The sequence below is a fragment of the Brachybacterium sp. SGAir0954 genome (assembly GCF_005490785.1).
In the GTDB taxonomy this organism is placed as follows: Bacteria; Actinomycetota; Actinomycetes; order Actinomycetales; family Dermabacteraceae; genus Brachybacterium; species Brachybacterium rhamnosum.
Window position 1 is genome coordinate 457,936 of sequence record NZ_CP027295.1, and the last position, 21,577, is coordinate 479,512.

General features: G+C 74.7%; 18 protein-coding genes. 9 read left to right on the forward strand and 9 right to left on the reverse strand.

The genetic code is table 11. The features are described from left to right. The first annotated feature begins 49 nt into the window (after positions 1 to 49). Positions 50 to 808 (forward strand): VIT family protein, encoded by a 759-nt coding sequence (locus C1N80_RS02065; protein ID WP_137769254.1) that lies wholly within the window; start codon positions 50 to 52, stop codon positions 806 to 808. A gap of 80 nt (positions 809 to 888) precedes the next feature. On the opposite strand, the gene C1N80_RS02070 is transcribed toward C1N80_RS02065, so the two are convergent. Beyond that, positions 889 to 1,425 (reverse strand): peptidylprolyl isomerase, encoded by a 537-nt coding sequence (locus tag C1N80_RS02070; protein WP_137769255.1) that lies wholly within the window; start codon positions 1,423 to 1,425, stop codon positions 889 to 891. 203 nt (positions 1,426 to 1,628) lie between these two features. Here C1N80_RS02070 and C1N80_RS02075 point away from each other — a divergent pair, with 203 nt between their 5' ends. The 5 genes from C1N80_RS02075 to C1N80_RS02095 all read left to right on the forward strand — a co-directional run bounded on the left by C1N80_RS02075 (position 1,629) and on the right by C1N80_RS02095 (position 7,877). Next, positions 1,629 to 2,396, forward strand: a complete 768-nt coding sequence (locus C1N80_RS02075) for a hypothetical protein (protein ID WP_137769256.1) — start codon at positions 1,629 to 1,631, stop codon at positions 2,394 to 2,396. Between the two features lie 17 nt (positions 2,397 to 2,413). Next, complete coding sequence (locus C1N80_RS02080; protein WP_137769257.1) at positions 2,414 to 2,980, forward strand: GNAT family N-acetyltransferase; 567 nt, start codon at positions 2,414 to 2,416, stop codon at positions 2,978 to 2,980. A gap of 14 nt (positions 2,981 to 2,994) precedes the next feature. After that, positions 2,995 to 3,906: a tRNA glutamyl-Q(34) synthetase GluQRS gene (gluQRS, locus tag C1N80_RS02085; protein ID WP_137769258.1), complete on the forward strand. Its 912-nt coding sequence runs from the start codon at positions 2,995 to 2,997 to the stop codon at positions 3,904 to 3,906. A gap of 86 nt (positions 3,907 to 3,992) precedes the next feature. Beyond that, positions 3,993 to 7,082: a YhgE/Pip domain-containing protein gene (locus C1N80_RS02090; RefSeq protein ID WP_240811199.1), complete on the forward strand. Its 3,090-nt coding sequence runs from the start codon at positions 3,993 to 3,995 to the stop codon at positions 7,080 to 7,082. Positions 7,083 to 7,169: 87 nt separating this feature from the next. Next, entirely contained in the window at positions 7,170 to 7,877 is a 708-nt protein-coding gene (locus tag C1N80_RS02095; RefSeq protein ID WP_137769260.1) for a DsbA family protein, read from the forward strand. A 5-nt stretch (positions 7,878 to 7,882) separates the two neighbouring features. Here the strand turns inward: C1N80_RS02095 and C1N80_RS02100 are convergent, their stop codons facing one another. The 5 genes from C1N80_RS02100 to C1N80_RS02120 form a co-directional block, all read right to left on the reverse strand. After that, a complete protein-coding gene (locus C1N80_RS02100; RefSeq protein ID WP_137769261.1) occupies positions 7,883 to 8,830 on the reverse strand; it encodes a VOC family protein in 948 nt (315 codons plus the stop codon). A 124-nt stretch (positions 8,831 to 8,954) separates the two neighbouring features. Beyond that, on the reverse strand, positions 8,955 to 10,127 hold the full coding sequence (locus C1N80_RS02105) for a M20 family metallopeptidase (RefSeq protein WP_137769262.1): 1,173 nt from the start codon (positions 10,125 to 10,127) through the stop codon (positions 8,955 to 8,957). Next, on the reverse strand, positions 10,124 to 10,831 hold the full coding sequence (locus tag C1N80_RS02110) for an NUDIX domain-containing protein (RefSeq protein ID WP_137769263.1): 708 nt from the start codon (positions 10,829 to 10,831) through the stop codon (positions 10,124 to 10,126). The genes C1N80_RS02105 and C1N80_RS02110 overlap by 4 nt, the downstream gene beginning before the upstream one ends. A 24-nt stretch (positions 10,832 to 10,855) precedes the next feature. Continuing rightward, entirely contained in the window at positions 10,856 to 11,311 is a 456-nt protein-coding gene (locus C1N80_RS02115) for a DUF2871 domain-containing protein (protein ID WP_137769264.1), read from the reverse strand. Between the two features lie 55 nt (positions 11,312 to 11,366). Beyond that, positions 11,367 to 12,623, reverse strand: a complete 1,257-nt coding sequence (locus tag C1N80_RS02120) for an MFS transporter (protein ID WP_137769265.1) — start codon at positions 12,621 to 12,623, stop codon at positions 11,367 to 11,369. A gap of 140 nt (positions 12,624 to 12,763) precedes the next feature. Between C1N80_RS02120 and C1N80_RS02125 the strand changes: the two genes are divergently transcribed. Beyond that, the gene (locus C1N80_RS02125) at positions 12,764 to 13,816 is read left to right on the forward strand and encodes a Gfo/Idh/MocA family protein (RefSeq protein ID WP_137769266.1); all 1,053 of its coding nucleotides are present in this window, start codon (positions 12,764 to 12,766) and stop codon (positions 13,814 to 13,816) included. Here the strand turns inward: C1N80_RS02125 and C1N80_RS02130 are convergent. The 3 genes from C1N80_RS02130 to xylA all read right to left on the reverse strand — a co-directional run bounded on the left by C1N80_RS02130 (position 13,788) and on the right by xylA (position 18,096). Further along, a complete protein-coding gene (locus C1N80_RS02130) occupies positions 13,788 to 15,206 on the reverse strand; it encodes a sialidase family protein (RefSeq protein ID WP_137769267.1) in 1,419 nt (472 codons plus the stop codon). The genes C1N80_RS02125 and C1N80_RS02130 overlap by 29 nt on opposite strands. A gap of 268 nt (positions 15,207 to 15,474) precedes the next feature. Then, positions 15,475 to 16,863, reverse strand: coding sequence for a xylulokinase (gene xylB, locus C1N80_RS02135; protein ID WP_137769268.1), 1,389 nt, complete (start codon positions 16,861 to 16,863; stop codon positions 15,475 to 15,477). A 39-nt stretch (positions 16,864 to 16,902) separates the two neighbouring features. Further along, complete coding sequence (gene xylA, locus C1N80_RS02140; RefSeq protein ID WP_137769269.1) at positions 16,903 to 18,096, reverse strand: xylose isomerase; 1,194 nt, start codon at positions 18,094 to 18,096, stop codon at positions 16,903 to 16,905. Positions 18,097 to 18,218: 122 nt separating this feature from the next. Here xylA and C1N80_RS02145 point away from each other — a divergent pair, with 122 nt between their 5' ends. Next, positions 18,219 to 19,397, forward strand: coding sequence for an ROK family transcriptional regulator (locus C1N80_RS02145; protein WP_137769270.1), 1,179 nt, complete (start codon positions 18,219 to 18,221; stop codon positions 19,395 to 19,397). Beyond that, the gene (locus tag C1N80_RS02150; protein ID WP_168197993.1) at positions 19,394 to 21,577 is read left to right on the forward strand and encodes a glycoside hydrolase N-terminal domain-containing protein; all 2,184 of its coding nucleotides are present in this window, start codon (positions 19,394 to 19,396) and stop codon (positions 21,575 to 21,577) included. Before C1N80_RS02145 ends, C1N80_RS02150 begins: the two co-directional genes overlap by 4 nt.

The following is a 21,577-nucleotide window of genomic DNA, read 5'->3' on the forward strand; positions in this document are numbered from 1 at the left end:
AGGCTTACCTTGCTTGTCTGGACCGAGTCCAGATAACTACTCTGTCCACATGAGCCTCGTCGACAACATCCGCCCCCTCGGCGCCGCGCATCCCGCCGGCCCCACCTCCACCGCGCAGGCCGACGAGCGCTCCCGGCGCGCCGGCCGTCTGAACCGGCTGCGCGCCGGGGTGCTCGGCGCGAACGACGGCATCGTCTCCGTCGCCGGCCTCGCCGTGGGCGTCGCCGGCGCCACCACGGACACCCGCTGGCTGCTCATCGCGGGCCTCGCCTCGCTCGTCGCGGGCGCCCTGTCCATGGCGATGGGCGAGTACGTCTCGGTCTCGACCCAGCGGGACACCGAGCGCGCCCTCATCGCCCGCACCCACCGCGACCTCGCCGCGCAGCCCGAGGTCGAGCACCGCGCCCTCGTCTCCGCGCTCGAGGACACCGGCATCCCGTCGGACGTCGTCGAGCCCGTGGCCCGCTCGATGGAGCGCCACGACGCGCTCGAGGCGCACACGCGCTTCCGTCACGGCGTCGAGGACGACGCGGTCGCCTCGCCCGTCGGGGCGGCGCTCGCCTCGCTCGTCTCCTTCACCCTGGGCGGGGTGGTGCCGCTCGCGGCGATCCTGCTGACCCCGCCCGCGCTGCGCCTGCCGGCGACGCTCGCCGCGGTCGTGCTCGCCCTCGCCGCCCTCGGCGTGGTCAGCGCCCGCCTCGGCGAGGCGGACGCCCGCCGCGCGACCGTCCGCACCATCATCGGCGGCGTGCTCGCCCTGCTCGTCACCTACGGACTGGGCTCCGCCCTCGGCGTCGCGATCGGCTGACCCAGCGGGAGGAGACGGCAGCACAGAAGAGCAGCGGCCCGCCCCCTTCCCCAGGGACGGGCCGCTGCAGTCTCAGTATGTCACCTCTCGACGGTGACCTTCTCGATGACGACGTCCTCGAGGGGACGGTCGCGCATGTCGGTGCGCACGGAGCCGATCTCGTCGACGACCTTCTTCGACTCGTCGTCCGCGACGACGCCGAACACGGTGTGCTTGCCCTGCAGGTGCGGGGTGGGGCCGACGGTGATGAAGAACTGCGAGCCGTTGGTGCCCGCGGGCTGGCCGGTGATCGCGTTGCGGCGCTTGCCGGCGTTGGCCATGGCGAGCACGTAGGGCTCGTTGAAGTTCTTCTCGGAGATCTCGTCGTCGAAGGTGTAGCCCGGGCCGCCGGTGCCGGTGCCCAGGGGGTCGCCGCCCTGGATCATGAAGCCGGAGATGATGCGGTGGAAGACGACGCCGTCGTAGAAGGGGCGCGTCACCTTCTCGCCGGACTCGGCGTCCGTGAACTCCTTGGTGCCCTCGGCGAGGCCCACGAAGTTCTCGACGGTCTTCGGCGCGTGGTCCGGGAACAGCTCGAGGCGGACGTCCCCGTGGTTGGTGTGCAGAGTTGCGAACATGCGCGCAATCCTCGCACACGGGCGGCGCCGGGCGCGGGGTCGACCGTCGGGTCGGAATCCCCTGGGAGCCCCGTCACCCCCGCGCGTTAGAGTTGTGGCACACGGGCCGCGTCACCCCGGGAGATCCTCGGATCCCCCGGCGGATCACGGCCCAGGGACCACCGTCGGCCCGACCCGGCGGATACACCGAAAGGGGAACGACCATGGCGCTGACCACCAAGCGTGAGGCCAAGAAGGCCGAGAAGCACGCCCAGAAGGCCGCCGATGCCGTGTCCGGCACCGGCCAGAAGGCGGAGCAGGCCGTCCAGGAGCTGCAGAAGCTGGCCGCGCAGGCCGGCCCCGTCGCCTCCGAGGCGGCCCGCGAGGCGCGCGCCCGCGCGACCGAGCTCTACGGGCAGTACGCCCCCGCCGTCGAGGAGCGCCTCCGCGCCCAGGGCGACAAGCTCTCCCAGAACCTCGGGCCCCGTGCGGACAAGCTCGTCCAGGACGTGCAGGAGGACTACCTCCCCCGTGCGCGCCGGACCGCCGAGACCACCGGCACCGTGCTCAAGGCCGCCGTGGACGCGGCCCGCAAGGAGCTCGCCACCGGCCAGGACGACATCAAGGCCGCCGCCCTCACCGCCCCGGCCCCCGTGAAGAAGAACCGCGCCGGCAAGGTGCTGCTCGTGCTGGGCCTGGCCGCCGCCGGCGCCGCCGCGGGCTACATCGCCTGGAAGAAGACCCGCCCCGTCGAGGACCCCTGGGCCCCGCCGGCGGACTTCGCCCGCGCGCACTACCCCGCCTCCGCCGGGGACGACTCCGACTCCTCGACCGTCTCCGACACCGTCGGCGCGGCCGACGCCGGCGACGTCGCCTCCTCGCTCAAGGGCGACTCCCACGGCGCGGACACCACGCCCAAGGAGGTCAAGGTCGAGTCCGCGGACTCCACCGAGGCCGAGGAGAAGCGCGGCAACCACCGCGGCGACGCCTGAGCGTCCCGATCGCAGCCATGAACGGCGCGGCACCCCCGTCCCCGGACGGTGAGGGCCGCGCCGTTCTGCGCACCCCGCGCCTGCGGCTCCCGCTCGTCACCGAGCAGGACCTCGAGGAGCTCTGGCGCCTGCACTCCGATCCCGCCGCCTTCCTCCACGACTCCACGGCCCCGCTCACCGCGAAGGGCCAGATGGCCTGGGTGCTGCGGCAGTGGGTGGCGCACGCCGAGTCCGGCGGGGCGGCCGGGTACCGCCGCGTGCTCCCGGCGGGCGGCGGGGACCTGCTGGGGATCGTGGGCCTCGCCCCGCTCGACTCAGCCGCCGGCCCGCTGCTGAGCGCCTACTGGAGGCTGCACCCCGCGGCGCAAGGGCAGGGTCTCGCGACGGAGGCCCTGCGCGCCGTGCTCGGCATGCTGCGCCCCGGGGATCCCGAGGTGGTCGCGGTGACCGCCGCCCGCAACGCCCCCTCCCTCGCCCTTGCCCGCCGGCTCGGCTTCCGCCCCGGCCGGCCCGGGCGCGAGGTGCCGGGCGGCCGCGCCGGGGACGTGCTGCTCGTCCTCGATCGCCCCGCGGCCCGCGGCTGACGGAGACTGGGGCCATGACCGCACTCCCTCCGACCGGGCGCTACGCCCCCTCCCCGAGCGGCGACCTGCACCTGGGGAACCTGCGCACCGCGATCCTCGCCTGGGCCCTCGCCCGCGGGACCGGCCGCGCCTTCCGTCTGCGCGTCGAGGACCTCGACCGCGTGCGCGAGGGCGCGGAGGCCCGCCAGCTCGAGGACCTCGCCGCCGTGGGCCTGGACCATGACGGCGAGATCGTGCGGCAGTCGGAGCGCGGCGACGCCCACGCCGCCGCGATCGCGGAGCTCACCACGCGGGGCCTCGTCTACGAGTGCTACTGCACCCGCCGCGAGATCCTCGAGGCGCCGAGCGCCCCGCACGCCCCGCCCGGCGCTTATCCCGGGACCTGCCGCGACCTCACCGCGCGCGAGCGGGAGGCAGGACGGGAGCGCATGCGCGCGCTGCGCCGCGAGCCCGCGCTGCGGCTGCGCGCGGAGGTGAGCACCTGGAGCGTGCGGGACCGCTTCGCCGGGGAGGTCACCGGGGCCGTCGACGACCTCGTGCTGCGCCGCGGCGACGGGGTGGTCGCCTACAACCTCGCCGTGGTCGTCGACGACGCCGCGCAGGGCGTGGACCAGGTCGTCCGCGCCGACGACCTGCTCTCCTCCGCCCCGCGGCAGGCGCACCTCGCCCAGCTGCTGGGACTTCCCGTGCCCGAGTACGCGCACGTGCCGCTCGCCGTGAACGCCCTCGGGGAGCGCCTCGCGAAGCGGGACGGCGCGGTCACCCTCCGTGACCGCCTCGCGCTCGGCGAGAGCGCGGAGCAGGTGGTCGAGCGGATCGGGGAGTCGCTGGGCCTGCCCGGATGCCGGAGCGCGCGCGACGTGCTCGAGCGCTGGGACCCGCGGAGCCTGCCGTCGGAGCCGTGGGTCGTGGACCTGCCCGCCTGACCTCGGACGACGCACCCCGGAGTTCGGCCCGCCACAGTGCGACCCGGGCGCTTCCCGATCTCGATACATGAATGTATCGTGGCCGCGTGCACCGAATCTCCTCCGCGCTGCGCGCATTCGTCGACCTCTTCCCCTCCGAGTGGAAGAAGCCCATCGCGGCTCTCTTCGTCACCGGGCTCGCCCTGGTGCCGCTCATCTATGCCGGGAACCTCACCTGGTCCTTCTCCGACCCCTCGGGCCGGATGGACGGGATCACCGCGGCCGTCGTCGACCTCGACGAGGGCGCGACCTCGACCTCCACGGACGGCACGAAGACCCAGCTGCACGTCGGCGAGGACTTCACCGAGGAGGTGCTCGACATCGACAAGAACACCTCCTTCCGCTTCGTCGAGGTGAGCGAGGCGGAGGCGAAGCGCGGGCTCGAGGACGGCACCTACGGCGCGACCGTCGTGATCCCGAAGGACTTCTCGGCGAACGTGGCCTCGCTGGGCGGCGACGCGGAGGACGCCGCCCCCGCGCTGCTCACGGTCACCACGAACGACACGATCAACTACGTGGGCGGCAACTTCTCGAAGTCCGTGGGCGCGGCCCTCACCGACACGCTGCGCACGAGCGTGCTCGACGAGTACCTCGACAACGTCTACATCGGCTTCACCTCGATCCACGACGGCCTGGGGGACGCCGTCGACGGCTCCGGCGACCTCGAGGACGGCGCGACCGAGCTGACCGACGGCGCCGGTGACCTCACCGACGGCGCGACCACCCTCGACGAGGGCGCGACCGAGCTGCACGACGGCACCGGCCAGCTGGCCGACGGCGCCGACACCCTCGCCGACGGCACCGCGCAGCTCGCCGACGGCTCCTACGACCTCGTCGTGGGCCTCGACCAGCTCACCGCGGGCGCCGTGACCCTGCACGACGGCACCGCGACCCTCGACGCGGGCGCCCAGCAGCTCTCCGCCGGGCTCGACACCCTCGACTCGAAGAGCACCACGCTCCAGGACGGCGCCGACTCCCTCGCGAGCGGCACCTCGCAGATCGCGGACGGCGCGAGCTCCCTCGCCGACGGCGCCTCCCAGGTGGCCGACGGCACCGCGCAGCTCGACCGGACGATCACCGACGCCCGCGACAAGGCGAAGGACCTCGGCATCACCGAGGACTCCGTGGACCAGGCGAGCCAGGACCTGCAGGACGGCATCTCCGCCCTCCAGCAGGCCGTCGAGGACGCCGGCACCGCGCTCGACGCCCCCGCCACGGACTCCACGACCCTCTCCGACGCCGCGACCGCCCTCGACGACACGGCGACCTCCGCCGACGACGCCGCCCAGGCCCTCGCGCAGGACACCGCGGACGGCTCCGAGGACGCCACGACGATCCGCGACGGCGCCTCGAGCATCCAGGACGAGATCGGCAACCTCACCGACGCCGCCGCGAGCGCCGCCGACGCGGCCTCGACGGCGAAGGACAGCGCCGCGACCTCCGACGACGCCGTGCAGACCTACACCGGCAGCGTCGACGACCTCGCCGCGACGTGCGAGGACTCCGGGGCCGACGAGGCCTTCTGCTCGCAGCTCTCCGAGGTCGCGGGCACCTCCGGCGACACCCGCGACGCCTCCTCCACCGCCCTCGAGGACGCGAAGGCCGCGGACACCGCCGCCGGGGACGCCGCCTCCGCCGGCACCGACGTCTCCGACACCGCGGACTCCGTGGCCGAGGCCGCGGACCGGGTGGGCACCACGCTCGACGACCTCGCCACGACCACCTCGACCGTCGCCGACGGCACCTCGAAGGTCGCCGACGCGACCGGTTCCCTCGCCGAGGACGCCTCCTCCCTCGAGGACACCATCACGAGCGCCCGCCAGGACGCCCGCGACGCCGCCGCGGCCGCGACCGGCTCGGACCAGGACACCTCCACCGCGGACCTCGCCTCCCGGCTCGCCCAGCAGGCGAAGGACGCCGCCGCGGCCCTGCCGGACGCCTACGACACGCTCTCCCAGGGCGCGGACGACGTGGACCGCCTCAACGACGGGGCCCAGCAGGTCTCCGACGGCGCGGACCTCCTCGCCGAGTCCACCCGCACCGCGGCCGACGGCGCCGCGACCCTCTCCTCCGGGATCGGCCAGTACACCGACGGCGTCTCCACCGCGGGCGACGGCGCGGACCAGCTCGCCGCCGGCACAGGGAAGCTCGAGAGCGGCAGCGCGCAGCTCGTGAGCGGCCTGTACTCCGCGGACTCGGGCGCCCGCACCCTCGCGAGCGGCCTCTCCAAGGGGCAGACCGGCGCGGAGAAGCTCGCCGCGGCCGCGCACCAGGTCGACTCCGGCGCCGGCCAGCTCGAGGACGGCACGGGCCAGCTCGTGGACGGCTCCGAGAAGCTCGAGGACGGCGCCCAGCAGCTGCAGGACGGCTCCGGCGAGCTGCACGACGGCCTCGTCGACGCCCAGGACGAGGTCCCTTCGTACACCGACACGGAGCGCGCGGACCTCACCGACGCCGCCTCGGACCCCGTGCAGATGGAGTTCGTGCGCGACCACGGCCTGGACCGCTTCGGCGAGGGCCTCGCCCCGCTGTTCCTGGGCATCGGCCTCTGGGTGGGCGGCATGTCGATCTTCCTCATGATGCCGCCGTTCTCCCGCGAGGCCGCGGCCAAGGGGGCGGGCGCCCTGAAGCTGCTCGTGGGCGGTCTCGTGCCCTCCTTCGCCCTCGCCCTCGTGCAGACGGCGATCACGGTCGCGGTGCTCCACCTCGCGATCGACATCACCGCGGTGCACCTCCTGCAGTTCACCCTCATGGCGGCCCTGACGAGCATCGTCTTCGTGGGCCTGAACCACGGGTTCGGCGCCCTGTTCGGACCGATCGGCAAGTTCGTGGCGCTCGTGCTCATCGCCCTCCAGGTGGCGGGGGCCGGTGGCACCTACCCCGTCGGCACGCTGCCGCAGTTCTTCCAGACGATCCACCCGTTCCTGCCGATGACCCACGCGGTGGACGCGTTCCGCGGCACGATCGGCGGCGGCTGGGTGGACCCGGTCGGGGACATCACCTGGCTGTGCGGCTGGCTCGTGCTCGCACTCGTGCTCGGCTTCCTGGGCGCGCGGAAGCTGCGCCGCGAGGTCGACGCCGACGGCGCGGAGGACCCGGAGGACGCACCGGCGGACGCGGAGCCCGCGGCCGCCTGACCGCCTCCTCGGGATGATCTTCGGGTCCCCGGGCGTTGTGCCCGGGGACCGCGGGCACCGCCCGCACCCCACGGAACGGACGGACCGATGACCGCAGCAGCCCCCACCCCCGCCACCCCCACGCCGCTGTTCGGCATCGACGTCTGGACCGACGTCGTGTGCCCCTGGTGCTACGTGGGCGAGGCGCGCCTGCTCGAGGCGATCGAGGCGGAGGGGCTCACGGGACGCGTCACGCTGCGCGCCCACTCCTTCGAGCTCGACCCCACCGCGCCCACCGGCTCCACGGAGGACAACGTCACGGGCCTCGCCCGCCGCAAGGGCATCCCCGTGGAGAAGGTGCGCGAGATGGAGGCGCAGATCGGCGACCTCTCCCGCGAGGTGGGCCGCGAGTACGTCTCCCCGCGCCCCATGGGCAACACGCGCGGCGTGCACCGGGTCCTGCAGGCCGTCCAGGAGGCGCGCGGCGCGGAGGTCGCCACGGAGTTCTTCCTCGAGCTCCAGCGCGGGCACTTCACCGACACGGTGAACCCCTTCGACGAGGGGGTCGTCGTCACCCGTGCGATCGCCGCGGGCCTCGCGGAGGCCGACGCGCGCGCCGCCTGGGCGGGCACCACGCATGACGACGCGGTCGAGGAGGACGTGCGCGAGGCCGTGTCGATGGGCGCACGGGGCGTGCCCTTCTTCCTCTTCGACGACCGCTACACCGCGCCCGGCGCGCTGCCCACCGAGACCTTCCGGCAGGCGCTGCGGCAGATCGCGGCGGAGGCCGAGGAGCGTGCCTCGACGGAGGCCTGAGCCTCTCAGCGGGCGAGGACCTGCTCGGCGCTCGTGCCGGGCAGGCTCACCGTGACGGGGGTGCCCCAGGGGTCGGTGAGGCGCACCGAGCGGCCGTCGTCGGCGAGCGGCAGGGCGGCGGCGCGGGCCCGGGCGACGAGCGCGTCGAGGTCCTCGCGGCCGGGCACGGTGATGGCGAGATCGGCCAGGCCCAGGCTCGTGGCGCGCGGCCCGGCGCCGCGGCTGTTCCACGAGTTCATGGCGACGTGGTGGTGGTAGCCGCCCGCGGCGGCGAAGAGCGCGCCGGGGTGCGAGCCCACGGTGACCTCGAAGCCGAGCGCGTCGATGTAGAAGGCCCGCGCGGCCTGCACGTCCCCCACCTGTAGGTGCACGTGGCCGACGATCCCGGGCAGCGCGCCGGGCTCGCCGGCGGTGCCCTCGGTGAGGTGCTGCTCGAGGTAGGCGTTCGGGTCGAGGTACAGGGTGTCCATCGCGACCTGGCCGTCCTTCCAGGTCCACTCCTCGCGGGGCCGGTCGCGGTACAGCTCGATGCCGTTGCCCTCGGGGTCCGCGAAGTAGAAGGCCTCGGAGACGAGGTGGTCGCCGCTGCCCGCGAAGCGCGAGCGGGGGTCCTGGGCGGCGCGCAGGAGGGTGCCGGCGAGGGAGGCCTCGTCCTCGAAGAGGAAGGCGGTGTGGAACAGCCCGGCCTCGCCGCGGCCGGGCACGGGCAGCCCGGGGGTGGAGACGAGCCGCACGAAGGGCACGTCGCCGCGGCCCAGCACGCGGTGGACCTCGCCGCCGGTGCGGGCGGTCTCCTCGATCGGGGCGAGGGCGAGGGCGTCCGCGTAGTAGGAGCTCATGAGCTCGAGGTCGCCCACGCGGAGGGTGACGGCGTCCATCGCGAGATCGGCGGAGAGGTGCTGCTCGTCCACGGGGGTGGCAGGGGTGGCGGGGGTGACAGGGGTGGGAGCCATGAGGGGTCGGTCCTTCCGGGGCGGGGCGGCGAGGGCCCCAGCATGCACCCTTTTGGTTGACGGTTCAACCAAATGGAGCCGCGGTGTGCCCCACCGGACACCCCGGGAGGGATCAGCCCTGCCCTCAGCGGGCCGCGAGCTCCTCCGCCCGCGCGAGCACCTGCGACCGCAGGTCGCCGTCGGCCGCGACCCGGCGCACCACGTGCGCCATCGCGGCGGCCGCGTCGTCGAGCAGCCGGTAGCCCTCCGGCCCCGCGGACTGCGCCGCGAAGTCCGCCGTGTGCAGCGCCGCGTCCACGCCCGTGATGCCCACGAAGGGATGCAGGGAGGGCACGTGCTGGGACACGTTGCCCATGTCCGTCGAGGCGGCCATGACGCCCGTCGACCCCGCGAGCGGGCGGCCGCGCTCGGCCATCGCCTCGTTCCACAGGCCGCCCAGCAGGTCGTCCTGCCGCAGCGGCTCGTAGAGCGGCTCGAGCGCCTCCACCTCGAGCGTGCAGCCGGTCGCGAGGGCGCCCGCCCGCAGGCAGTCCAGCAGGGACTCGTGCAGGGCGTGGAACTCCTCGAGGTCCGGCGCGCGGCACTCGAAGTCCACGACCGCGGTCGCCGGGATGATGTTCGTGACCCCGGACTGCTGCGGCACGAGGGCCAGGCGCCGGCCGTCCTTCACCCGCTGGCGCAGCAGACCGGCCGCGACCTGGGCGATCACGGCCGCATCGTTCGCGTTGACGCCCTCGGAGGGGTTCGCGGCGGCGTGCGCGCCGCGGCCCGTGTAGGTCGCGCGCCAGCGGCCCACGGCCTGGCTCGTCGAGCCCACCGGGTCGTAGGTGTCGGTGTGCGGGGTCGGGTGGGTCATGAGGGCGAGGTGCACGCCCGCGAAGACGCCGCGCTCGATGAGCAGCTGCTTGCCGCCGCCGTGCTCCTCCGCCGGCGTGCCGATCACCTGCACCGTGAGGTCCAGGGACGGATCCGCGGCGAGCGCGTCCGCGAGCAGCAGGGCCGCCCCCACGGAGGCGCCCGCGATGAGGTGGTGGCCGCAGCCGTGGCCGATCCCGGGCAGGGCGTCGTACTCCACGCACAGCGCGGCGACGAGGGAGCCGGAGCCCCGGCTCGCGCGCAGCGCGGTGGGCAGCTCCCCCACGCCCCGCTCGACCGTGAAGCCCTCCGCCTCGAGCAGCGCGGAGACCCGCTGGGCGGAGCGGTGCTCCTCGAAGGCGAGCTCGGGATCCGCGTGCAGCTCCCGGGCGAGGGCGTGGACCCGCTCGCGGCGGTCCCCCTCGAGCAGCGGCAGGCTCATGCGCTCTCCTCCCCCGAGCGCAGCAGCGGCGGCTGCAGCGTGGTGCCGCTCCCCGCGCGGTACAGGCGTGCGGGCCGGCCGCCCGTCGGTGCGGCGAAGCGGTCGAGCTCCTCGACGAAGCCCGGCGTGCGGGTCGCCTTGCGGTGGAAGTTCCCGGCGTCGAGGCTGCTCCCCCACACGGCCTCGTAGACGCCGCGCAGCTGGGAGACGGTGAACTCCGCGGGCAGGAAGGTCACGGCGAGCGTCGAGTACTCGAGCTTCGCGCGGGCGCGCTCGAGCGCGCAGTCGAGCACCTCGCGGTGGTCGAAGCCGAGCTCGACGCCGGCGAGCTCCTCGACGGCCCACCAGCGGGCGTCGGCGACGTCGGCCCCGCGGCGCGGGGCGGGGAGGTCCGCGCCGAGCGCCATGAAGGCCACGGAGACCACGCGCCCGCGCGGGTCGCGGCCCGGGGCGCCGAAGGTGCGCAGCTGCTCGACGTGCACCGATTCCTCGCCGATCATCGCCTCGTTCTCGAGCACCCGGTAGGCGGACTGGTCGAGGTCCTCGTGCTCCCCCACGGGCCCGCCGGGCAGCGCCCACGTGCCCGCGAAGGGCTCCTCCCCGCGCTGCACGAGCGCGACGCTGAGCCGCCCCTCGTGCAGGGTGAGGATGACGAGGTCGACGGCGACGCCGACCCCGCTGCCCGGCGCCGCGGAGGTGTCCATGGGCGCCACCCTATGGCGCCGGGGTCAGCGCGCAGGAATCGCCGGCACCTGGTGGGACGCGCCCCCGCGCTCGCGCACGGCGGCGCGGAGGGCGACGAACAGGGAGACGAGGCCGACGGTCAGCAGCATGTGCCCGAGGCCCGCGATCCCGGGGATCGCGGCGCTCGTCGTCGCCGGGTCGTGGCCGCCGAGCGTGAGGATGCCGCGCACGGCCTGCATCGCGACCGTCACGACGAGGCCGATGTTGTAGGTCCACCAGAACACGGTGAAGGAGCGGCGGCCGGTCAGGCCCAGGAACGCGTCGAGCGCGAGGACCACCAGGAACACGATCATGCCGAGGGTCAGCAGGTGCGTGTGCAGGGTGTTCAGCGGGGTGTGGCTGAGCAGGGCGTCGGTGTGCTTCGTGAACTCGCGGTAGAAGAGCCCCGAGGAGAGGCCGAGGATCAGGTAGGTCAGGGCGGTGTACAGGGATCGCGTCATGCCCTCGATCCTGCTCGTGCGCGCGGCCCGGCGGATCAACCCTTCGATGGATCGCTCAGGCGCCTGCGGGGGCGACCGCCGAGGCCCCGCCGCGGGTCGCCGCGAGGTGCCAGACCCACAGGGCCGTGCCGCCCGCGGCGAAGAGCAGCGACGCCGTGCCCACCGCGAGCAGGCTCGTGCTCACGATCGGCATGATCACCCCCGCGAGCAGCGCGTTCAGCACGAGGGAGAAGAAGGTGCCGAGCGAGGCGGCCGCCCCGCGCTCATGGGGGAACAGGTCGAGCACCTCGAGCTGGATCGGCGCGAAGACGAGCGAGACGGCGAAGGCGAGCAGCATCGGGCCCGCGACGAGCGGGATCAGGGCCGGGGAGATCGTCCCGTCGGGCGCCGGGGACACCGCCACCAGCAGCAGGTTCACGAGAGCCGCGAGGATCGCGGCGAGGTAGCCGATCGTGATCAGCCGGGGCCGGGGCACGACCGCCGCCGCCCGGCCCACCACCCACGAGCCGCTCATCATGCCGATGATCAGCGGCACGAAGAGCACCCAGAAGTCCTGCTCGCCGAGACCCAGCAGGCGGTCCACGATGATCGAGGCGCCCGCGATGAACAGGAACTGCGCGGCGAAGCCGAGGGCGGAGGCCGAGGCGATCCGCAGCATGACCGGGCTGCGGCCCACGTGCACGAGCGACCCCAGCAGGGAGCGCAGGCGCAGCGGGGTGCGCTGGTCCCGCGGCAGGGTCTCCGGCAGCAGCGCCGTCAGCACGAGCGTGACCACGCCGTACAGGCCCACCCCCGCGAACACCCACCGCCAGTCGCCGAGCAGCAGCAGCCAGCCGCCGAGGATCGGCGCGAGCGCGGGGGCGACGGAGAAGATCATCATGACGCGGGCCATGAGCCGCTGCGCCTCGGGGCCCGCGAACATGTCGCGGATGACGACGCGGGAGACGATCGTCGCGGCGCCCGCGCTCATGCCCTGCAGCACCCGCAGCGCGACGAGACCGCCGAGGCCCGGGGCGAGGATCGAGCCGAACATGCCGATCAGGTAGATGACGAGCCCGCCGATCATCACCGGCTTGCGGCCCAGGGCGTCGGAGAGCGGTCCGTGCAGGATCGACATGACCGCGAAGGCCGCGAGGTAGGCGGAGACCAGCTGCTGGAGCCCCACCTCGCTCGCGCCGAACTCGGTCCCGATCCGCCCGAAGGCCGGGAACACGGTGTCGATCGTGAAGGGCCCGATCATGGCCAGGGTCGCGAGGGTGAGGGTGATGCGGGCGCTGGCCCGGGACGGGGTGGGAGACGAGGTCACCGGCATGATCCTATCGGCGTAGGCTCGCCGAGGACCTCGCCCCGGCACCGCGCGGCAACCGCTTCCGCCGCGGGCCGGGGACCCGCGAGGATGACCCATCCACTCCCCGTCCACGCGCCGCGCCGTCGCGGCAGGAGGCAGCACAGATGACCCAGCGCGCCCGCCGCATCGGCCTCGTCGGATACGGCGACGTCTCCGTCGTCCACGTGGACGCGATCGCCGCGATCGACGGCCTCGAGCTCGTCGCCGTCGCCGACGCCGACCCCGCCGCCCGGGAGCGCGCCGCGACCGCCCTCGGCGTGCCCGTCCACGACTCCGTCGAGGCGATGCTCGACGCCGAGCGGCTCGACGCGATCCATGTGACCACCCCGCACCACGAGCACGTGGGCCCGAGCCTCGCGGCGATCGCCCGCGGCGTGCACGTGCTCCAGGAGAAGCCCGTCGCGCACACCCTCGCCGAGGCCGAGCGGCTCGTCGCGGGCCTCGCCGCCGCCCCCGCGCGGGCCGACGGCGGCGCGGGCGCCCCGCACGTCGCGATCTGCTTCCAGAACCGCTACAACCGGGCGAGCCAGGAGCTGCGACGGCTGCTCACGAGCGGTGAGCTGGGCGCCGTGCAGGGCGCCTACGCCTCCGTGGTGTGGACCCGCACCGCCGAGTACTACGCCGCGAAGCCGTGGCGCGGGCGCCAGGAGACCTCCGGCGGCGGCCTCCTCATCAACCAGGCGATCCACACCCTCGACCTCGTGCAGTGGCTGCTCGGGCCGGTCGAGCGCACCGACGGCCTGGTCTCGCAGCGCAAGTTCGCGGGGGTCACGGAGGTCGAGGACACCGCCGAGCTGCTCCTGCACCACGAGGGCGGCGCCACGACGACCTTCTACGCGACGCTCACCGCGCCCGTCGCCCGGCCCGTCGAGCTCGAGGTCGCGACCGAGAACGCGTACCTCGAGCTGCGCTCCGGCGCGGGCGGCGGCCTCACCGTGCGCTGGGCCGACGGCCGCGTCGACACCTTCTCCGACCGGGTCGCGACCGCGGGCGGCCGCTCCTACTGGGGCGTCTCCCACGAGGAGCTCATCGCGGACTTCTACGCGACCCTCGACGGGGCCGAGCCGTTCTGGATCGGCCCCGCGGAGGGCATCGCGTCACTGCGGATCCTCAAGGACGCCTACGCGATCAGCGGCCCGGAGTTCGCGGGCTGCTGAGCAGCACCACCTCGGTGTCGAGGTCCTGGGAGCGGCGCATGGTGCCGCAAAACCAGGTGACGGCCGCGCGGCCCGGGTCCCCGGGGATCGCGACGGGGCGCAGGTTGTCCCCCGCCGAGCCCTCGGTGACGGGGGTCCACGCGATCGTGGCGCCGCCGTCGGCCGTGCGGCCGTGGAAGATCTCGTGCACGCCGAGGGTCCGGCCGTCCCGCGGATCCGTCTCGAGCGAGGCCCAGAGGGCGTCGAGGTCGTCCGGGTCGATCGCGCCGAGTCCCGTGTAGTCCTCCTCGTGGGGCATGAGCTGGGGCCCGGCGACGGCGATCTCGTGCACCTTCCACGCGCCCGCCCCGGGCGCGAGCTCGGCGCGGAAGAGTCGGTGGTCGATCGCGGGGACCTCGTGCGCGGGGGCGTCCCAGGCGTGGCGGGCGGTGTCGGTCCCGAGGGCGTCGTCCGCCCGGGCGGTGAACAGGGCGACGAGGCGGCCGTCGGCCCCGCGCCGCAGGTCCGTGGTCCACGCGTGGGTCATGACGGACCCGCCCCACGTGCTGCCGCTCGTGAACAGGGGCGTGAGGTCCTCCGCGCGCGGGGCCGTCTCCTCGATGCCGCGGCCGAGGGCGGAGACGACGGTGCCGTCCGCCCGGTGCAGGGAGCCGCCCGCGAGGTAGCCGTGCCAGATCGAGGTCGCGTAGTCGCGCGGGTGGTGCTCGGTGATGATCAGGTCGATGCGGTCGTCGGTGCCGTGCTGCGTGCCCGAGGCGTAGCGGGCGTAGCCGTTGACATAGCCGATCTTGGGCCGCGTGAGCAGGCGCCCGCCGAACTCCCAGGTGCTGCCGTCGTCGTCGGAGACGAGGTAGCAGGGGTCGTCGTTGACGGCGCGCACGAAGCAGTACAGGCGGCCGTCGAGCGGGTGCACGTTCTGGTAGGTGACGCCGCGGCCGGGGGTGTGCGGCGGGGCGGGCTCGGTCGCGCCGAACAGCGGGGTCCAGGAGTACACCTGCTCGGGGCCCCATTCCCCGGCCGGGTCCGCGGTCTCGCTGATGCGCCAGCGGGTGAGCTCGTCGGTCTTGTGGCGGGAGTAGACGGCGAGCCAGCGGCCGTCGGCCCGGCGCCACAGGGCCGGGTCGTCGTGGTCGTCGGACTCGAGGCCCGCGTGGAGCACGACGCGCGAGGAGCTGCCGTCCTCGCGGGCGACGATCAGCTCGACGTCCCCGCCGCGCTCCTCGCCGTCCGTCCCGCCGGCGGAGGCGACGGCGCCGATGACGACGGTGCCGGTCTCCGGATCGGCGAGTGAGCGCTCGTCCTGGAACCAGCACCAGGAGCCGTTGTCGTCGACGATGCGGATGTCAGTGCTGGGGGCGGCGTCGGCGGTGACCCGCTGCTCGGTGCTCATGAGATCCATCCTCCCCGAACGGAATGCGCTTGCCAAGGCCTGCGCGCGGGCGATCTGTGCGCGCGATACGCCGGCCACCGCCCATCAGCCGCCGCCCCCCAGCCGCGAGCCGCCGCGCCCCCTCCCCCGATGGTCCGATTCCGTTCCACACCAGGCTCGGATCTGGAACGGAATCGGACCATCGACGGGGGCGGCCGTGGTAGGCGGGCGCGGCGGCTGCGGCGAGGGGTGGGCAGGCTGCGGCGAGGGGTGGGCTGGCAGCCCGGACTCAGCCCCAGCCCTCGGTGCGCTCCTTGAGCGCGCGGTAGGCGTCCAGCACCTCGCGCGTGGCCTCCGCCTCGAGGGTGCGCGCGCCGCCGAGCTCCCAGACGGGCGGCTCGTCGGTCCCGGCGAGGGCCCAGGCAGCCTGGCGGGCCGCGCCGAGGGCGACGTACTCGCCGTCGGGGGCGAGGGTGACGGGACGGCCCAGCACGGCGGGGGCGAGCTCCTGCACGGCGCGGCTGCGGGCGCCGCCGCCGATGAGGGTGACGCGCGCCGGGGAGACCCCGGTGACCTGCTCGAGCGCGGCGACGCCGTCGGCCAGCGAGCACAGGAGCGCCTCGACGTAGGCGCGGGCGAGGTCCTCGCGGGTGGTCGAGGTGGTGAGGCCGGTGAGGGTGCCGCGCGCGTCGGGGCGGTTCGGGGTGCGCTCCCCCTCGAAGTAGGGCAGCAGGCTCACGCCGTGGGCGCCGGGCACGGAGGCGAGGGCGAGGGCGGAGAGCTGCTCGTGGGTGACGCCGAGCAGCGCGCGGCCCGCCTCGAGGATGCGGGAGGCGTTGATCGTCGTGGTCATGGGGAGGAAGCGGCCGGTCGCGTCGGCGAAGCCGGTGACGGTGCCGGAGGGGTCGTCCGGGCGCACGTCGCTCACCATCGCGCACACGCCGGAGGTGCCGATCGAGATCGACACGTCCCCCGGCTGCTGCCCGAGCCCCAGGGCCGCGCCCATGTTGTCGCCGGTGCCCGCGGCGAGGACGGCGCCGCTCGCGGTGCGGGCCATGACCTCCTGCGGCGCACCGGGGAGGCGCGGCAGGTCGAGGGAGCGCCCGATCGCGGCCTCGGCGAGCTCGGGCCGCCAGGCCTCGGCGGCGGTCGAGTAGTAGCCGGTGCCCGAGGCGTCGCCGCGGTCGGTGAAGGGCTCCGTGCCCGGCGCCGCGAGGTGCAGGGACACGTAGTCGTGCGGGAGCAGCACGGAGCGGGCGCGCTCCGCCGCCTCGGGCTCCTCGTCGCGCACCCAGCGCAGCTTGCTCGAGGTGAAGGAGGCGACGAGCAGGCTGCCGAGCTCGCCGACGCTCGCCTCCGCCCCGCCCTGCTCCTCGATCAGGGTCGCGGCCTGCGGGGCGGAGCGGGTGTCGTTCCACAGCAGCGCCGGGCGCACCACCTCGCCCGCCCCGTCCAGCAGCACCATGCCGTGCTGCTGGCCGCCCACGGCGACGGCCTCGGCCCGCTCGAGCAGCGGCCCGGCCGCCTCGTCCACCGCCGCGAGCCAGGCCCGCGGGTCCACCTCGGTGCCGTCCGGGTGGGCGGCGCGGCACTCCTCGACGACCTCGCCGGTGGCGGCGTCGACGAGCAGGGCCTTGGCGGACTGGGTGGACGAGTCGATGCCGAGCACGAGCGTCATGAGCGGGAGCCTTTCACGGAGCGGGCGAGGTGGGCGGGCTCAGGCGCGGAAGCCGAGCAGGTGCTGCATGGCGAGCTGCTGGAGGCGCACGAAGCCGAAGTTGCGCTCCCCGGCCTTGTCCGCGTCGAACTCCTCGAAGGTCGAGCGGTCCGCGAGGAGGTCCTCGAGGGTCTCGCCCTCGGCGATCGTGGGCTGCGCGAGCTCGTCGATGCCGGAGTAGCTCAGGGCCTCCTGCACCTCGGGGTCCTGACGGAACGCGAGGGCGCGCTCCTTGAGCATCAGGTACATCTCCATGTTCGCGGCGGCCGCGTCGTACTGGCCCTTCTCGTGCTCGGTGCGCGAGGGCTTGTAGTCGAAGTGGCGGGCGCCGTCGTAGGCGCCGGGCTTGGACGGGAAGCCGTTCTCGAGCAGGTCCACGGTGAAGAAGGCGCTGATGAGGTCGCCGTGGCCGAACACGAGGTCCTGGTCGTACATGGGGCCGTGCTGGCCGTTGAGGTCGATGTGGAAGAGCTTCTCGCTCCACAGCGCCTGGGCGAGGCCGTGCGTGTAGTTCAGGGTGGCCATCTGCTCGTGGCCGGTCTCGGGGTTGATGCCGACGATGTCGCCGTGCTCGAGCTGCTCGATGAAGGCGAGGGCGTGGCCGACGGTGGGCAGGAAGATGTTGCCGCGGGGCTCGTTGGGCTTGGGCTCGAGGCCGATCCGCAGGTCGTAGCCCTTGTCCTTGATGTAGCCGGCGACGGTGTCGAGGCCCTCGCGGTAGCGCTCGAGGGCGGCGAAGAGGTCCTTGGAGCCGTCGTACTCGGCGCCCTCGCGGCCGCCCCACATGACGAAGGTGCTCGCGCCGAGCTCGGCGGCGAGGTCGACGTTCGCGAGGACCTTGCGCAGGCCGAAGCGGCGCACGGAGCGGTCGTTCGAGGTGAAGGCGCCGTCCTTGAAGACGGGGTGGGCGAAGGTGTCGGTGGTGACCATCTCGATCTCGAGGCCGGTCTCCGAGGTCACGGACTTCAGCTGGTCGATGATCTTCTGGCGCTCGGCGGGAGTGGCGTCGAAGGGGACGACGTCGTTGTCGTGGAAGGTGAAGCCCCAGGCGCCGAGCTCGGCGAGGCGGCGGATGTGGGCGCTCAGCTCGAGGGCGGGGCGGGTGGCGAGGCCGAACTGGTCGCGGGCCTCCCAGCCGGTGGTCCAGAGGCCGAAGGAGAAGCGGTCCTCGCGGGTGGGGGTGGGTGCGGTCACGGTGTGCTCCTGGGGTGATGTCGGCGGTGACGGGTTCGCTTAGTAAGTTTCCATTACTAACCGCGAAATGGCAAGCTGACCCTCACGATCCCCACCCCGACCCGAGGACAGGACGGACCGGCATGCAGTCCACCCACCTGCGCGAGCACAACCTCTCCGCCGTGCTCCGCGCCCTGCAGGCCGCCGGCGAGCCCACCTCCCGCGCGGGCCTCGCCTCCCTCACGCGGCTCACCAAGCCCACCGTCTCCAAGCTCGTCGAGGAACTCATCGGGGCGGGGCTCATCAGCGAGGGCGACCCGATCTCCGCGGGCGCCGGGCGCCCCATGGTCCCGCTGCGCCCCGCGGCCGGGACGCTGCTCGCGATCGGCCTCGAGATCGCCGCGGACCACGTCTCCTGCCTCGGCGTGGACCTCACCGGGAGCGAGCTCTCCCGCCGCACCGTCTACGGCCGCGCCGCCTCCGCCGAGGAGGCGATCGCCCGCGCCGCGCAGCTCGTGCGCGAGGTCCGGGCCGACGCCCCCGACCTCCCCGTCGTCGGCGTCGTCGCCGCCGTGCCCGGCCGCATCTCCCCCGACGGCCGCCTCGTGCTCTCCGCCCCCAACCTCGACTGGACCGACGTCCCCCTCGTCGAGGGACTGCGCACCCACCTCGCGCCCGAGGCCGGGGACATCGTCGCCCTCAACGACAACCGCCTCTCCGTGCTCACCGAGATCGACCGTCGGCCCAGCGAGTCCTTCCTCTACGTGCGCGGCTCGACCGGCGTGGGCGGCGCCGTCGTCCTCGAGGGCTCCGTGCTCGAGGGCACGCACGGCTGGGCCGGCGAGCTCGGCCACACGGTCGTCGAGCCGGGCGGCCTCACCTGCCGCTGCGGCCGCCGCGGCTGCCTCGAGGCGTACATCTCGTACCACGCCCTGGTCGAGCAGGCCGGGCTGGGCCCCGAGGTGCGGATCGAGGACCTCGTCGACGAGCTCTCCCGCTCCTCGAGCCGCGCCGAGGTGATCGGCGTGATCGGCCGCTCCCTGGGCCTCGCGATCGCGAACGCCCTGAACATCCTGGACCTCTCGACCGTCGTGCTCTCCGGCTACCTCGCCCCGATCGCGGAGGAGATCACCCCCGTGGTGCGCGAGACCGTCACCGCCCACGCCCTCGCGGCGGAGGCCGGCCCGATCTCGATCGAGCGCTCCGACACGACCCCCGACCCCGCCCTGCGCGGCGCCGCTCGGGCCGCGCTCCAGCCCGTCTTCGACGCCCCCGGCGCATGGATCTCCCGCGCCGCGACCCCCGCCGGGAGGACCGCATGATCACCCGCACCGCACCGGCCGCCCGCTGGCTCGAGGCGCTCCCCCTCGGCAACGGCCGGATCGGTGCGATGGCCTGGGGCGACCCCGCCGCCGCCCGGTTCGGGCTGAACGAGTCGACCCTGTGGTCCGGCACGCCCGGCGTGGACGCCGGCCGCCGCACCGGGGCCGACGTCGCCGCGGCCGCGCGCGCCGAGTCGCGACGGCTCTGGGCGGCCGGGGACGTGCCCGGCGCGGAGCAGGCCCTCGGCGCCCTCGGTGCGAGCTGGAGCCAGGCCTACCAGCCCGTCGGCGACCTGCACGTCGAGGTCCCGGGCGCGGTCCCCGGCCCTCGCGAGCTCGACCTCGAGGCGCGGCTGCACCGGGTGCGCACCGCGGGCGGGGACCACCTGAGCGCCGTGAGCGCGGCCGACGAGGTGCTCCTGCACGCCGTGCCGCTCGCCGCGGGAGACGTGCTGCGCGTGCGTCTGGAGTCCCCGCAGCACGAGGAGCACCGGTCCGAGCGCGAGGACGGGCTCGACGTGATCCTCCGCGTCCCCTCCGACGCCCCTCCCGGCCATGCCCCCGGCGCCCCGGGCCTGGCCTGGGGCGAGGACGCCTCCCGCGCCGCCGTCGCCGTCCGCTGGCGGCGCGAGGGCGAGCGCGCCCTGCTCGTGTGCGCGATCGCCACGAGCTGGCGGGGCCTCGGCGAGCGCCCCGACCGGCCCCCCACGGAGGTGCTCGCCGAGGCCGCGGCCACGGCGGAGGCCGCCCTCGTCCGCGGGGAGGCGGCGCTGCTCGAGCGGCATGCCGCAGCCCCGGGCGCGGACGGCTTCTCCCTGCGCCTGCCGGGGGCCGAGCAGCTCGAGGAGGTCGTCGCCTACGGCCGCTACCTGCTCGCGGCCTGCTCGCGTCCCGGACTGCCGCCCGCGAACCTCCAGGGACTGTGGAACGCGGAGGTCCGCGCGCCGTGGTCCTCGAACTACACGACGAACATCAACCTCGAGATGAACCACTGGGCCGCCGGCACCGCGCACGTGCCCGCCGCGGCGGCGGCCCTCGAGGAGTACACGTCCTTGCTGCGCCGCACCGGAGCGGACACCGCGCGCCGGCTCTACGGCGCGGGCGGCTGGACCGTGCACCACAACAGCGACCCCTGGGGCTACTCCGACCCGGTGGACGGCGAGACCCGCTGGGCGATCTGGCCGATGGGCGGTCTGTGGCTCGAGCTGCAGCTCGAGGACCTCGCCCGCTTCACCGGCCTGCCCGCCGCGGAGGTCGCCGCGCAGCGCCTGCCCGCCCTGCGCGAGGCCGCCGCCTTCGCCCTGGACCTGCTGCACCCCACCGACGGCGACCGTCTCGTGACCGTGCCCTCGACCTCCCCGGAGAACCAGTGGCGCACCCCGGACGGAGTCCAGGTCGCGCTCACGGAGGGCTCGGGCATGGACCGCTGGCTCGTGCGCGGCGTGCTCTCCTCCCTGCTCGCCGCCGCCGAGGCCGTCGGCGCCGCGGACGACACCCTGCTCGCGCGGGCGCGCGCCGCCCTCCCCCGCGTCGACGCGCCGCGCATCGGGCCCGACGGCCGACTCCAGGAGTGGCACGCGGACCTCGAGGAGCCCGAGCCGCACCATCGGCACATCTCCCACCTCGCGCCCGTCTTCCCCGGCACCGAGGCGCTCGCGCCGGGCATCGAGGAGGCCGCGACCGCCTCCCTGCTCGCCCGCGGTGACGAGGCCACCGGCTGGTCCCTCGCCTGGAAGGCCTGCCTGTGGGCGCGCCTGCACCGCCCGGACAAGGTCGAGGACCTGCTCACGCTGTTCATGCGCCCCGCGGAGACCGCCGACGGGGAGCGCTCGGGCCTGTACCCGAACCTCTTCTCCGCCCATCCGCCCTTCCAGATGGACGCGAACTTCGGGATCGTCGCCGCCGTCGCCGAGTGCCTGCTGCAGAGCCACCGCGGCGAGATCGAGCTGCTGCCCGCCCTCCCGCCGCTGCTCGCGAGCGGCTCCGTGCGCGGGCTGCGGGCCCGGCCCGGCGTCGCCGTGGACCTCGACTGGGCAGGCGGCGTGCCCACGCGCCTCGTGCTGCGCGCGCTCGGCGCGGGGGCCGCGGGCGAGCACCGCGTGCGCTGGGGCGGGCGCACGCTCCCCGTCGACCTCCCCGCCGACGGCGCCCCGGTCGCGCCCGACCTCGTGGGACGATGA